At 63.6% G+C, this 14,258-nt stretch carries 7 protein-coding genes; all 7 read left to right on the forward strand.

Features of this window, described 5'->3' with window-relative positions; translation table 11 throughout:
* The first annotated feature begins 390 nt into the window (after positions 1–390).
* The 7 genes from KOR34_RS18515 (at position 391) to KOR34_RS18545 (ending at position 14,257) form a co-directional block, all read left to right on the forward strand.
* Positions 391–3,009, forward strand: coding sequence for a peptidase MA family metallohydrolase (locus KOR34_RS18515; protein ID WP_146566930.1), 2,619 nt, complete (start codon positions 391–393; stop codon positions 3,007–3,009).
* The gene (locus KOR34_RS18520) at positions 3,006–3,866 is read left to right on the forward strand and encodes a DUF4159 domain-containing protein (protein WP_146566932.1); all 861 of its coding nucleotides are present in this window, start codon (positions 3,006–3,008) and stop codon (positions 3,864–3,866) included. Before KOR34_RS18515 ends, KOR34_RS18520 begins: the two co-directional genes overlap by 4 nt.
* Before the next feature lie 81 nt (positions 3,867–3,947).
* Complete coding sequence (locus KOR34_RS18525; protein ID WP_146566935.1) at positions 3,948–4,961, forward strand: AAA family ATPase; 1,014 nt, start codon at positions 3,948–3,950, stop codon at positions 4,959–4,961.
* A gap of 163 nt (positions 4,962–5,124) precedes the next feature.
* Positions 5,125–6,021, forward strand: a complete 897-nt coding sequence (locus tag KOR34_RS18530) for a DUF58 domain-containing protein (RefSeq protein WP_228714695.1) — start codon at positions 5,125–5,127, stop codon at positions 6,019–6,021.
* Complete coding sequence (locus KOR34_RS18535; protein WP_146566937.1) at positions 6,018–8,120, forward strand: BatA domain-containing protein; 2,103 nt, start codon at positions 6,018–6,020, stop codon at positions 8,118–8,120. The genes KOR34_RS18530 and KOR34_RS18535 overlap by 4 nt, the downstream gene beginning before the upstream one ends.
* A 21-nt stretch (positions 8,121–8,141) precedes the next feature.
* Complete coding sequence (locus tag KOR34_RS18540) at positions 8,142–11,900, forward strand: DUF4175 family protein (RefSeq protein WP_146566939.1); 3,759 nt, start codon at positions 8,142–8,144, stop codon at positions 11,898–11,900.
* On the forward strand, positions 11,897–14,257 hold the full coding sequence (locus KOR34_RS18545; RefSeq protein ID WP_146566940.1) for a glutamine amidotransferase: 2,361 nt from the start codon (positions 11,897–11,899) through the stop codon (positions 14,255–14,257). The genes KOR34_RS18540 and KOR34_RS18545 overlap by 4 nt, the downstream gene beginning before the upstream one ends.
* The last annotated feature ends 1 nt before the right edge of the window (position 14,258 follow it).

The raw sequence follows: 14,258 nt of genomic DNA on the forward strand, positions 1-14,258 counted from the left end.
CTCTCGCGCCGCCGCAAACAGGGCGAGTGCATCACGGCCGGAGCCACCCGGCCCCTTAGGGCCCTCGTGGGCGCCTCGGCCGAGCCAACCGCGGTCGTCCAGGCGCCAGGCTGGTTGGCGTCGAATGCACTGTTCTGCCCCTTGGCGAATGACGCCAAACGGGGGATCTCCAACTCTAATAGCCCGGCGAGATTCTGCACTCTTCCACTAGACCTGAGCACACCAGGACGCAACCGGGCGGTGAAAGCCGTTTTGTTGCCGTTTTTTCCGAGACCCATACGTTTCCCACTGGGGTATAACGATATGGGTTAACTCGATATTCGCCTGCCAGTGGGCCGCGTGGCGGCAACGCCGCCGTCCGCCACGATTTTTTGCGGTACCGGAGACGGCATGCCTAGGGTTGCTGCTCACGTACTCCTGCTAACAGTAATTGGCGCTAGCGTTGCGCCAAGCCTAGCGGCGACCGTAAGCGAGGCGGAAAAGCTGCTCCTCAAGGGAAGCTACGAAGAGTGCATCGAGTTGGCGGAGGCGGAAATTGAGGAAGGCATACGCCTCGAACAGTGGAGGCACGTCAAGGCCGAAGCCGAGCTGGCGATTGGCCGCTACGCGGATGCCATGGCCACTGTCGAGGAGGGCCTGGAGTCCTACCCGCAAAGCATCCGCATGCGGATGCTGGCTCACCAGGTGTTCCGCTTCAACGGTCGCGACGAGCTCGCCGCAATGCACCTTGGCCGCGTCGGCCAGCTCATCGAGACGCGATCTCGCCGGTACTGGTCAACGAACGACCTGCTGACTCTCGGCAGGTATCTCCTCATGCAAGGCGAAGACGCCCGGCGGGTGCTCGAACTCTGCTACGACCCGATCACGGCGCAGCACCCTGACTTCATCATCGGGCACTTGGCGTCGGCCGAGCTCGCACTCGAGAAGTACGACCACGCGTTGGCGGCCCAAACTCTCGAGTCAGCGCCGGAGGCCGCCCAGTCCGATCCGCGGTACCACTACTTGCTCGCCCGCGCGTTCGCCGACGGCGACCCTAAGCGGGCGAGTGCGGCCCTCGCCAAAGCGTTAGAGCTCAACCCGCGGCACCCCGAAAGTCTGCTGATGCAGGTCGAGAGGCTGATCGACGCCGAGCAATACGTCAATGCGCGGAGCCTGCTAGCTAAAGTCTTGGAGGTGAACTCCAAGCATCCGGTCGCCAACGCCTACCAATCCGTGCTTCACAACATCGCGGGCGATGAGCAAGGCGAATCGTCCGCGCGGAACGCCGCCCTGTCTAGCTGGAAGAGCAACCCCGAAGTGGATCACACCATCGGGCGCAAGCTGTCCGACAAGTACCGCTTTAGCGAAGGCGCCGACTACCAGCGTCGCGCGCTGGAGATGGATAGCGGCTACCTGCCTGCACGGGTGCAGCTGGCGCAAGACCTTCTGCGTTTGGGCGAAGAGGAGGAAGGCTGGCGGTTGATTCAGGAGGTGTCAGCGACCGACGGTTACAACGTGGTGGCCCACAACCTTGCAACGCTCCACGACAGCCTGGTGAAGCACCAGGTGCTGGCGGATGATGCGTTTTACTTGCGCATGGAACAGCACGAAGCCGCCGTGTATGGCGAACGCGTCCTGGACCTACTCTCCAAAGCAAAACAGACAATTTGTGAGAAGTACGACGTTTCGATCGAAGAGCCTGTGGTGGTCGACATCTTCCCCAACAAGAACGACTTTGCCGTCCGGACGTTCGGAATCCCTGGAGCGGATGGCTTTCTGGGGGTCTGCTTCGGCAACGTGATCACCGCCAACAGCCCGGCTGCCCTGGGAGACACCAAGGCCAACTGGCAGGCCGTGCTGTGGCACGAGTTCTGTCACGTAGTCACCCTCAAGAAGTCGGCGAACAAGATGCCGCGTTGGCTCAGCGAGGGGATCTCAGTCTACGAGGAGCTGGAGCAGGACGAAACGTGGGGGCAGCGGATGACCCCCACCTACCGCCAGATGGTCCTCGACGGAGAGATGGCGCCCTTGAGCGAGCTCAGCTCGATGTTCCTGGCCCCCAAGAGCCCGCTGCACTTGCAGTTCGCCTACTACGAATCGTCAATGGCGGTCCGCTACCTAATCGAGAACTATGGCTTCGAGACTATCAAAATCATCCTCGACGACCTGGCGGCCGGTGTTTCGATCAACGAGGCGCTGGTGCGTCATGCCGATCCGCTGGGCAAGTTGAATTCCGGGTTCCAAGAGTACCTTACGAGTGAGGCAGAGGGCCTGGCGCCCAAACTGAATTGGGACGAGTTCGATCTTCCACCAGCGGCCGAAGCGGACGCTGTCGCCGAGTGGCTCGAAGGCCACCCCGACAACTTCTACGGCCTCATCCGCCACGCCCAGACGCTGCAGAGGTCCGGAGACTGGCAGGCCGCAATCGACCCGGCCAGCCGACTCCGCGAGCTCTACCCGGAGTACACCGGCGCGGGCAATGCTTACACTTTGCTTTCGCAATCCTACCATGAACTGAACGATGAGGCGTCCGAACGCGAAGCTCTGGAGGCGCTGGCGGCACGCGACAGTGAGGCGACCGGCGCGTTTTTCCGTCTGGCTGAGATGGCGGAGCAGAACCAGGACTGGGGCGCCGTGTTGCAGAACGCCGAGCGGCTGCTGGCAGTCGATCCCCTCACCCCAATCCCACACCGCTACCTGGCACGCGCTGCCGACGCTCTAGAGCAGCCAACAAGCGCGATTGCCGCCTACCGTGCGCTGCTGGAGTTCGAGACCAGCGATCCTGTTAATGCGCACTACCGGCTAGCAACGCTTCTGCAGGACGAAGGCCGCCGCGACGAGGCACGGCGCGAGGTGCTGCTTGCGTTGGAGGACGCGCCGCGTTTTCTCGATGCGCACAAGCTGCTGTTAGAACTCGTCGACATGAACGACGAAGCACCTTCAACCGACGCGCCGTCGGCCGAGCATGGCGAGCGCGAGTCCGAAGGGCAAACCGCTGGCGATGCCGAAACCGCATCCGAGGAACCATGAAGAGTCGCTACTTTAAGCGGATTGTGTTCTCCGCGGCGATGCTGCTCGTCGCCGGCGTGGGCGGTGCGCAGTGGATGGATTGGCAGGACGACGACAACATGGATCGGGGTGGCGTTCCCGACTGGGAGAACAACAAGCGGTTCCAGGACGATGTGTTCACTTTTGTCCGCATCCAGTACAGCTCCGGCGGCCGCGGCGGCTTTGGTTTCCGTGGCAGAGGCGGCCGCGGCGGGGCGTGGCGGACCGACTACCCCGACAGCGACCTCAACCTGTCTTTCCGCCTGCAGCAGCTCACCTCTCTCAAGGTCGAGCCCCGTCCTATCTACATGCGGCTGACGGACGACCGATTGTTCGACTACCCATTCATCTACATTATCGAGCCAGGGCGGCTGGTCTTTAGTGAGGACGAGGTGCAGGCCCTGCGGCGGTATCTCCTCAGCGGCGGCTTCTTGATGGTTGACGACTTCTGGGGAGATTATGAGTGGAAAAACTTCTACCAGCAGATTAAGCGGGTATTCCCCGACCGGGAGCCAAGCGAGCTGCCGCTAGACCATGACGTCTTTAGCTGCGTCTACCGCCTTAAGGAGAAGCCGCAGGTTTGTGGCCTCCGCGCGGCCGTGCAGGGGCGTCCGTGGGGCGTCACCTGGGAGGACGGACACGGGGGCGACTGCCGCACCGTTCACTACAAGGGCCTGTTCGACGACGACGGCCGTATGATGGCTATCATCTGCCACAACACCGACCTGGGCGACGGCTGGGAGGAAGAGGGCGTTTCGGAGTGGTACTTCAACGAGTTCGCTGAGAACAAGGCCTACCCCATGGCTATCAACATTATCTTCTACGCGATGACACACTAATTTGGTGCGCCGCCTTCCCCCGGAAGTCCAGGCGAGTTAGTTCACGCTTTGTTCACCGATACCTGCGACCTGCCCTACCCTATGAGCATCGACATCGAAAACTACGAACAAGAAGAGCAAGTCGTGCAGCAGATCCGCGAGGGAAGCGAGCGGATCCGCGGCGAGCTGTCGAAGGTGATTGTCGGCCAGAAAGAGGTGGTCGAGCAGCTGCTGATCACGCTATTCGCCGGCGGACACTGCCTGCTGACGGGGGCTCCGGGACTGGCGAAAACGCTGCTGGTGCGATCGATCGCCCAGGTGTTCCACCTCCGGTTCCAGCGTATCCAGTTCACCCCCGACCTGATGCCCGCCGACATTACCGGAACGGAGATCCTGGAGGAGTCGCCGGACGGGCAGCGAAGGCTGCAGTTTGTCAAAGGCCCGATATTCGCCAACGTGATCCTTGCCGACGAAATCAACCGCACGCCGCCAAAAACCCAGGCCGCCCTGCTCGAAGCAATGCAGGAGCACCAGGTGACCGCGGGCGGGGTGCGTTACCCGCTCGATGAGCCGTTCTTCGTCCTCGCGACGCAGAACCCAATCGAGATGGAGGGAACCTACCCGCTTCCCGAGGCACAGCTCGACCGCTTCATGTTCAACGTGGTCATCGACTACCTGCCCGAAGACGATGAGGTGCAAGTCGTAACCCAAACAACGTCGTCGAGGCCCGCTGACATCGAACCGATTTTCTCGAGCGACGATGTGCTCCGATTCCACGAGATGGTGCGGAGGGTTCCGGTAGCGCAGGAAGTCGTCCGCTACGCCGTGCGGCTGGCGGCGGCCTCGCGTCCCGGCCAGCCGGACACGCCCGACTTCGTCAACGAGTGGGTAAGCTGGGGGGCGGGCATCCGGGCGGGGCAGTACCTGGTGCTGGGCGCCAAGGCCCGCGCACTTCTGCAGGGCCGGTCACACGTATCGCCGGAGGACATCCGGGCGCTCGCCCACGCAACGCTCCGCCACCGCACGCTGATTGGGTACCGGGCGGAGGCCGAGGGCGTGACCGTCGACGATGTTATTGACCGTTTGCTTAAGCATGTCCGCGGCATCGACCGGTAGGACCTGTGCGGAGCCGCCCACACCACCGCTTCCGGGCGTGGCGGAGATTTGTCGACCCACACAGTCACACAGGGGATTTAATCGGGTGGCGATGGCGACTGAGAACCAGCGAACGGCGCCCTCGGCTCAACGGGGCTTGAGCTTCATTGACCCGCCCGCCCTGATGCGCATCAAGAACCTCCAGATGCGGGCGAAAGTGATCGTAGAGGGCTTCTACGCCGGAATCCACCGCAGCCCCTACCACGGATTCTCGGTCGAGTTCAGCGAGTACCGCCAGTACTCGCCAGGCGATGACCTGCGCTACCTCGACTGGCGGCTGCTGGCCCGGACCGACCGCCACTACGTCAAGCGTTTCGAGGACGAGACTAACCTGCTGTGCTACCTGCTCGTTGACACAAGCCGTTCAATGGCGTTTCAGGCGGGCGGCGTCAGCAAACATGAGTACGCCCGCACGCTGGCGGCTACGATGGGCTACTTCCTCTACCTGCAGCGGGACGCCGTCGGACTGGCCGTATTCGACGAAGTGATTCGCGAGTACCTTCCCCCGCGGCGCCGCGCGGGCCACCTCCGCCATTTGATGGCCGCCTTGCAGCGGCAACCCGACGGCATGGGAACCAATGTCGCCGAGCCGCTGGAGCAGGTAGCCCGGTCGGTCAAGAAGCGCGGTCTAGTGGTGTTGATCTCTGACCTGATCGCGCCGACCGACCTGCTGAAGCGTCAGGTGGCCTACCTGCGCTCTCGTGGGCATGAAATGATCATCCTGCGCGTACTCGACCCAGCCGAATTGGCGTTCTCGTTTGACGATGCGAGAATCTTCCACGACCTCGAGTCCGGCAAGAAGCTCTACATTGATCCCGACGTAGCGAAGCGCAAGTACCTCGACGCGTTCCAGTCGCACGCGGCGACGCTGAGCCAGGACTGCAAAGAGCTTGGAGTCGAGCTGGTTGTGTGCCCAACCGATCGGCCGCTTGAGCTGTCGCTCTTCGACCTGCTGCGTACGCGGCTCGAACGCGGCCGCACACCGGCCCGCAACGACCGGATCGCTAGGAGGGCCCGATGAGCGTGCTGGCCCCACTCTACCTGCTCGGCCTGGCGGCCATCTCACTGCCGCTGGTGTTCCACCTGATCCGGCGGACGCCGCGCCGCGAGACGCAGTTCAGCTCGTTGATGTTCCTGGAGCCGTCGCCTCCGAGAATCACGCGACGCAGCCGTCTGGACAATCTGCTCCTGCTGCTCCTGCGGGCTCTGGCCATCACGCTGCTGGCAGTTGCGTTCGCACGACCATTCTTCCGCCAATCGGCCAGGACATCGCCAAGTGACGCCATGGGGGAGCGTGTCGCCGTGTTGGTAGACGCCAGCGCGAGCATGAGGCGCGGCGACCTGTGGCGGCAGGCCGTCGCCGCCGTCGACGAGACTCTCAAGCGTTACCGGCCGCAGGACCAGTATTCGCTGTATGCCTTTGATCTATCACTCCGTCCGATCGTGAGCCGACAAGACTTGGCCCAAGTTCCCTCAGCCCAGCGCCGCGCAACTGCCCTGGCGCGCCTCCGAGAGTTCTCACCGACCTGGGCGGCCACGAGCATCGGCCAAGCGATGGGCGACGCGCTGGCTAGCCTCGAGGGCGAAGGCGAACCCGACGCTCAAAAGATGGTTGGGCAACGCCGTGTTGTGATCGTAAGCGACCTTCAGCAAGGCGGCCGGCTGAGCGACTTCAGCCAGTATGAATGGCCCGACGATGCGGTGCTGGAACTCGTTCCGGTGACGACCGGCGCATCAACCAACGCGGGGCTGGCGCTGCTCGGTCAGCGATCGAATGAGAGCGAAGAGCCGACAGAGGAGAAGCTACGTGTCCGAGTGATTAACTCGACCGACTCAATCAGCGATAGCTTCCGGCTGGAGTGGCGGAACGCTTCGGGTGACCCACTCGATGACGCAACCGACGTCTATGTTCCCCCGGGCGAGAGTCGCGTCGCCCGCGTCAGCCTACCGGCTACCCGTGACGAGTACATGCAGCTATCGCTCACCGGGGACGACTTTGACTTTGATAACACGGTACACTACGTCCGCCCCGAGGTCGATCAGGCTCGTGTCATCTACTCGGGCGTCGACGACGTAGGGGACGCGGACGGGATGGCCTACTACGTGGCCCGCGCCGTAGAGAGCGTCCCGTTGGGGGCGGCGGTACTCGAACAGGCCCAGCCCGACAGCGCCCTGCTCACAAACGCGCCCCCTGAGCTCGTAGTAGTGACCGCTCAGCCAACAAAGGCGCAGTGTACTGCTCTCCGTGACTACATGCGAGCGGGGGGCACTACGCTGTACGTCGTCCAGGAAGGCGACGACGCAGCACTCGGCGCTCTTGTGGGCGGCGACGCAATCGAAGTCACCGAAGCCGATGTGGATGATTACGCGTTGCTGGGCGAGATAGATTTCAGGCACCCGCTGTTCGCTCCGATGGCGGGTCCCCAATTCAATAACTTCACACAGATCCACTTTTGGAAGCACCGCCAGGTCGACAGAGCAGATCTCTCGGACGCGGCGGTTCTCGCCCGGTTTGATTCCGGCGCACCGGCGATCATCGAGCAACGGATCGGGCGGGGGAAGCTGATTGTTTTTACGAGCAGCTGGCGGCCGGCCGACAGCCAGCTGGCCCGCTCGTGGAAGTTCCTGCTCATGCTGTCGGCATTGATTAATCAGGGTCGCGGCGACAGCGCGTTCTCCGGCAGCTACCTGATTGGCGAGCAGGCGCCGCTACCCAACGGCATCGACCTGCCCCAAGACGCATTTTTGACCAAACCGGATGGAACCAGGATACTCATCCAAAGCGGCGTTTCCGCCGTTGAAGATACCGACTCACCCGGCGTTTACGCGGTCAGCACGACCGAGAGGCCAGCCATGTTCAGTGTGCACGTCGATCCGCTCGAGAGCGAAACCGCGCCGCTGCCCCAAGAGGCGTTCGAGCAGCTCGGGTGCCGGCTCGCGGGGGAGTTCGACCCCGCAACAGCCAACGCCGAGTTGCGTCAGATGCGGGACATTGAACTGGAGGGGCAGCAGAAGGTCTGGAAGTACCTCGTTGCTGTCGCGCTGCTGTTGCTGATTGTCGAAACCCTGCTGGCGGGCAAGCTGTCGCGACCCACGGCGCCGCAGCCCGCCCCCGCCTAAGGAAATCGTGAGAACTCGGCAATGATCTACGAATTGCACGAAATGCTCTCGCGGGTCCGCGACCGGTTACGCGGCGTGCGGCGGGGATGGTCGCTCGCCGTTTGCTGGCTGGCGTGGGCTATCGCCGCGGGTGCGGCCTGGCAGTGGGGTGACGCCTGGGGCTATTCGGGGCGCCAGCTGGCGGTTGCCATCGCCGTTGCCGCCGTTGCTACCGACATCCTCTGCCGGGTGCTGGTCAACCGCTCCACCGCCGACCCTCGTTGGGTCGCGCACCGCATTGAAGACAAGCACCCCGAACTGGGCGCCGGCCTGCTCGCAGCCCTCGAGCAAGCGCCGTCGCCGCAGGATCGTCGGCTAGGCTACCTGCAATCGTCCGTTGTTCGCGAGGCAGTGACCCACGGGCGCAGCCACAACTGGACGCGGGATGTTTCTGTCGTGCAACTCGGCGCCGCTCGCCTTGCCAATCTCGGCGCGTTTGGTTTGCTCGTGGCGTCGTGTGTCGTGCTGTTCAATCGCCCCGATTCCATCGCCCATGCTTCGCCCGCTGCCGGCGGAGATGCGGACCGCATCCTGCTCCTGGTCGACGATGTCCTTGTTGAGCCGGGAGATGCTGAGATTGAACGTGGGACGCCGTTGCTCATCGTTGCGCAGTTCGGCGGCGTCGTGCCGCCGGAGGCAACCCTGACGATTCTGAATGAGGCGGCCTCCCGTGAAGCCGGCGCCGCCGAGACGCTTTCGATGACCCGCAGCTTCGAAGACCCAAAGTTCGTCGGCCGCATCCCGTCAGTGAACCACGACTTCACGTACCGCGTCGGATTTGGCAGCCGGCAGACCGAAGCGTATCGGATCTCCGTGTTCGACTATCCCAGACTCGAACGAGCCGACGTCGAGATCCACTACCCGGACTACACTTCCCTTCAGCCCAAACGTATCGAGGACGTCCGACGCGTGACGGCCGTCGAAGGGGCCGAGCTGATGATCGAGTGCCGGCTGAACAAGCCGGTGGACGTCGCTCGGCTCGTCGACAGGGATGGGGGAGAGGTTCCGCTCGCTCGCGTAGATGGCGACTCGCCACACTACAGGGCGACCTTCACACTCGAACGCTCAAGGCGTTTCAAGCTACACCTAGAGGACGCAGCGGGGCGCGCGAACAAACTGCCGCCTGAACTGGTGGTGAACGTCACCCCCAACCGGATGCCAAAGCTCAAGATTGCCCGACCTGCGCGCGATTTGCGGGTGTCGCCAATCGAAGAGATGGATATCGCCGGTGAGGCGACGGACGACTTTGGGCTGCTTAGCGTTGGCGTCAGCTACTCGATCGGCGGCGGGGAGCCCACCGACGTGCTGCTGTTCGATAGCGACTTAGAAAGCCCGCCCGATACTCTCAAGAAACACTCGATTGCACACTCGATCGACTTTGAGGAACTCCACGCAGCCCCTGATCAGCTGCTTTCATACTATGTCTGGGCGGAAGACTACGGACCCAACGGCAAGGCCCGGCGGACTCTGAGCGACATGTACTTCGCCGAGGTTCGCCACTTCGAGGAGGTTTTCCGCCAGGGCGAACAACCCACTGAACAGCAGCAGCGGGAGCAGCAGCAACAACAGCAGAGCCAGACGCAGGGCGCCGCACAGCAGGCGGCCGAGCTTGCCGAACTCCAGAAACAGATCATCAGCGCCACGTGGACGCTTGTCCGTCGCGAAGTCGCGGCTGAGCCGTCCGCCGAATTCGCCACGGATGTGGGGGTGATCGCCGAATCGCAGCAGAACGCCATCCAGCAACTGGAAGAACTCGCAGCAGAGGTTTCCGATGGTGAATCTGCCGGGCACGCCCAGACCGCACGCGAGCAGATGGAGGAAGCCTTCAGGCGACTGTCGGAAGCGGCGACGGACGCCGCCCACAGCGGCCTCCGCCCAGCGATGTCGTCTGAGCAATCGGCCTACCAAGCACTGCTGAAGTTGCGGGCGCGGGAGTTCGACGTCATCCAAGCCAGTGCTCAGCAACAACAGGGCTCGCCATCGGGCAGCGCGTCCGGCGCTGGCAGCCGCTCGCAGCAGCAGCTCAACGAGCTTGAGTTGTCGTCCAGCGAGAACCGCTACGAGACGCAGAGCCGCGCGCGGAGCCAGCAGGAACAAGCCCAGACGGGAACCAACCAGGCCAGGGAGGTGCTAGACCGACTCCGTGAGCTCGCCCGCAGGCAGGAGGACCTGAACGACCGTGTGCGGCAGCTTCAATCGGAGCTCGAAGCGGCCGAGAGTGAAGAGGAGCAGGATCAGCTAGAACGCGAGCTGAAACGACTCCGCGACCAGCAGCGCGAGATCCTCCGCGACACAGAAGAACTGCAGAACGACTTGGAGGGCTCCGAGACCCCAGAGCAAACCCGCGACGCTCAGGAGCAACTCGAGGCGACACGTTCGCGTGTCCAGCAGGCGTCCGAAGCGCTCGAGGAAGGGCGGCTTAGCGAGGCGGTCACCGAAGGGACCCGCGCAGGCAGCCAGCTCAACCAGCTGCGCGACGAGTTCCGCCGACGCGCCGCCGACCGGTTCTCGGAGGAGATGCAAGACCTCCGCAGAGCGGCTCAAGACCTCGACTCCCAGCAAGAGCAACTGTCGGACCGCCTTGATGAGCAAGAGCGGCAGCAGAGCCGGTCGCTCCGGGACAGTGTTGCTCGAGAGGACATCCTGGAGGGTCTCGCAGATCAGCAGCGCAACTATGAGGAACTCATTGAGCGGATGCAGCAAACGGTCCAGGAAGCCGAAGAGCCCGAACCCCTGCTGGCGAGGGAGCTCTTCGACGCCGTCCGACAGGCCAACGACGATCAGGTAGACCAGGCGCTCGACATTACCCGGCAGCTTCTTGATGCCGGAGTCGCCCCCGAGGCCGCCGAAGCGATGCGGGCGGCGAACGGTGGGATTGATCGACTGCGGCAGAGCGTCGATCGCGCGGCCGAGAGCGTGCTGGGTGACGGGACCGAAGCGTTGCGTCGCGCGGAGCGCGAGCTACAAGACTTGCAGGAGCAACTCGATCAAGAGATCGAGCAGGCGCAGGGCGAAGCGGGACCTTCAGACGAGCGCGCGACAGAAGGGCGTAGCACCCAGCAAAGAGGGGCGCCGCCTAGCGAAGGTCAACGAAGCAGCCAGAACGCGGACTCGCGCCCCAGCGCGACGGGGCAGACTGGGCCGGGCGAGCAATCATCGGACGACGCCCCAGAGCCGTTAGAACTGCCGCGGCTGCCTGGGCCAGCCGGCGAGCAAGCCTCAGACCAGCGATCAGACCAATCGCAGCAGCGTGGTCAGGGCGGTGATCGCCCGACCGGTCAGCAACAAGGTGGTTCCGGCCAGCGTGCGCAACCGGAGGAAAACCAGCAGCAGCGTGGCGGGGGTCAGGGCGGCCGCGGATGGGACTTGAATGACTTGTTCAACAGCCTGAACACGCCCGGCGGGCCGATCACCGGCGAGGACTTTCGCGAGTGGAACGACCGCATGCGCGACGTCCAGGATCTTGTTGACGACCCGGAGCTCCGCGCAGAGGTCGCCCGCATCCGTGACAGAGCTGAGGAGGCCCGTGCCGAGTTCAAGCGGCACTCGAAGGAGCCCGATTGGCAGAAGTTAATCGAAGGGGTGGCGAATCCGCTAGCGGAGGTCCGTCAGCGGATACAACAAGAGATACGCCGAAAAGAGTCGCCCGACTCGCTCGTCCCGATCGACCGCGATCCGGTGCCTGTCGATTTCATCGAGACCGTGCGCGAGTACTACGAACGCCTGGGGAGCGGCGAATGACCAACTGGGGTCTGTGGGGCGCTCCCGAATGGGCAACCGGCGCCGCTTTGCTGCTGTCGATCGGCGCGGCCGCTCTGCTGTACAGCTACTTCCGATCGCCGGCCGGTCTGGGACTGCGAACCCTCGCGGCGACGCTGAAGGCTACCGGCTTGGCGGCCCTGGCGATGTGCCTCGTGGAGCCTCTGGTGACCGCGGTGCGTCCTCGACCGGGGGCCAATCTGTTCGCTATCGCCGTAGATGGCAGTCAAAGCCTACAGATCCGCGACAAGCGAGGCGGCGCGACGCGGGGCGAACAGCTGAACCAGGCGTTGACGCCCGATTCGGCTTGGCAGACGCGACTCGGACAGGACTTCGACTTGCGTCGCCTTGTATTTGACGATCAGCTGCGCGGCGTCAAGGAGTTCGCAACGCTAGAGTTCACAGGCGAATCGACCAACATGGGATCCGCCTTGGCGGCCATCGAAAAACGCTTCCGCGGGTTGCCCCTGGGCGGCGTCCTGCTGTTCACTGATGGCAACACCACTGATGTGGTAGACCCCGCGATCGACTTGTCCAACCTGCCGCCCGTCTACCCGGTGGTGATCGGCGCCGACGATGTCCTGCCAGACCTCAGCGTCGAGCGCGTATCGGTACGGCAGACCAATTTTGAGTCGGCGCCCGTTGTGATCCACGCCGATATCCGCTCCAGCTGCGTCGACCAGCGCAGGGTCGACGTCCGGGCACTTGACGGCGCGAACCAGGTGATCGAGAAGCAAACCATCGAGTTCGCAGGCGACCAAGAACTCGGTGCGGCGCGCTTCCAGATCCGGCCTGAACAGAGGGGCGTCGGCTTCCTCACCGTGCGCGCCTCGCCGGCAGATGCTACGGCCGATAGCGCGGGGGGAGAAACGGAGAGCCTGGAGGCGACCCAGTCCAACAACGAGCGGAGCGTCGTGCTGGACAACGGCAAAGGCCCGTACCGCGTACTCTACGTCGCGGGACGCCCGAACTGGGATTTCAAGTTCCTCCGCCGCGCTCTCGACGACGACGATCAGCTCGAACTAGTGGGGCTAGTGCGGATCGCCAAGCGGGAAGCGAAGTTCACCTTCCGCCGCCGCGGGAGTGGATCGGGGAACCAGCTGTTCGACGGTTTTCGTCGCGACGACGAAGAGACTTCCGAACGCTACGACGAACCCGTGCTGACGCGTCTGAATACGCGGGACGATGAGGAACTGCGGGACGGCTTCCCCAAGACGGCCGACGAGCTATACCAGTACGACGCAATCATCCTCGACGATCTAGAAGCCGAGTTTTTCACACAGGATCAGCTCACGCTGCTGGAGGGTTTCGTCAGTCGCCGAGGTGGTGGTCTCTTGATGCTCGCCGGCGTGGAGTCGTTTGCCGAGGGCGGTTACCGGCGCACGCCCGTTGCCGACCTGCTCCCGGTCTACCTTGATGCGTCTTCGAACGACCGATCCGCTGTGGTTGAAGATTCGTACCGCCTGGATCTGACTCGCGAGGGTTGGCTGCAGGACTGGGTGCGCCTGCGTAAGACCGAGCAAGAAGAGCGCGAGCGGGTGGTCGCTATGCCGGAGTACAAGACCGTATCCCAAACGGGTCGAGTCAAACCAGGCGCGGCCGAGATGGCTTACGTGACGGACGTTAACGGTGAGAAGCTTCCCGCTCTCGTCGCCCAACGGTTTGGCAGGGGGCGAACCGCCGCCTTGCTGATCGCCGACATCTGGCGGTGGGGGCTGCGTCGGTCGGATATCGAGAACGACGATCTGGAAAAGTCGTGGCGTCAGACGGTCCGCTGGCTGGTGGCCGACGTGCCCGGACGCGTTGAGGTCGAGGTCACGCAAACCAGCGACTCCACCAGCGGCGTTGACGTCCAGGTACGGGTCCATGATGCGGAGTACCTGCCGCTGGACAACGCCGAAGTGCGAATCGATGTTGCTTCACCAGACGGCAAGCGTTTGGAGCTGCGCGCCGAGCCCAGCGACGATGAACCGGGCGTGTACGTGACCCGCTACCGCGGCAGCACGGCGGGCCCCCACCGGGCGACAGTTTCAGTGTTTGCGCCGGATGGCTCGGAGATGCCACGGCGGCAGACCGGCTGGGTCGCCCAACCCTTGGCCGAGGAGTTCGTGCGCCTGCGTCCCAACCGCGAGCTGCTCGAACAGATCGCCAGCCGGACGGATGGTCAGGTCCTGGAGCTTCGCGACCTCAACTCCTTTGTCGACGAACTGCCCAACCGCCGCGTTCCGATTACCGAAACGCAGATCACTCCGCTCTGGCACCAACCGATGTTCTTCTTGCTGGCCGTCACATGCCTGGTTGGCGAGTGGGGGCTGCGCCGCTGGAAAGGGCTTGCCTAGC

It is taken from the genome of Posidoniimonas corsicana (assembly GCF_007859765.1).
Classification (GTDB): Bacteria; Planctomycetota; Planctomycetia; order Pirellulales; family Lacipirellulaceae; genus Posidoniimonas; species Posidoniimonas corsicana.

Coding starts and splice junctions, on each gene's coding strand:
- KOR34_RS18530 (WP_228714695.1), top strand. CDS start 5,125: ATGCGCATCAAGAACCTCCAGATGCGGGCGAAAGTGATCGTAGAGGGC.
- KOR34_RS18535 (WP_146566937.1), top strand. CDS start 6,018: ATGAGCGTGCTGGCCCCACTCTACCTGCTCGGCCTGGCGGCCATCTCA.
- KOR34_RS18525 (WP_146566935.1), top strand. CDS start 3,948: ATGAGCATCGACATCGAAAACTACGAACAAGAAGAGCAAGTCGTGCAG.
- KOR34_RS18540 (WP_146566939.1), top strand. CDS start 8,142: ATGATCTACGAATTGCACGAAATGCTCTCGCGGGTCCGCGACCGGTTA.
- KOR34_RS18515 (WP_146566930.1), top strand. CDS start 391: ATGCCTAGGGTTGCTGCTCACGTACTCCTGCTAACAGTAATTGGCGCT.
- KOR34_RS18520 (WP_146566932.1), top strand. CDS start 3,006: ATGAAGAGTCGCTACTTTAAGCGGATTGTGTTCTCCGCGGCGATGCTG.
- KOR34_RS18545 (WP_146566940.1), top strand. CDS start 11,897: ATGACCAACTGGGGTCTGTGGGGCGCTCCCGAATGGGCAACCGGCGCC.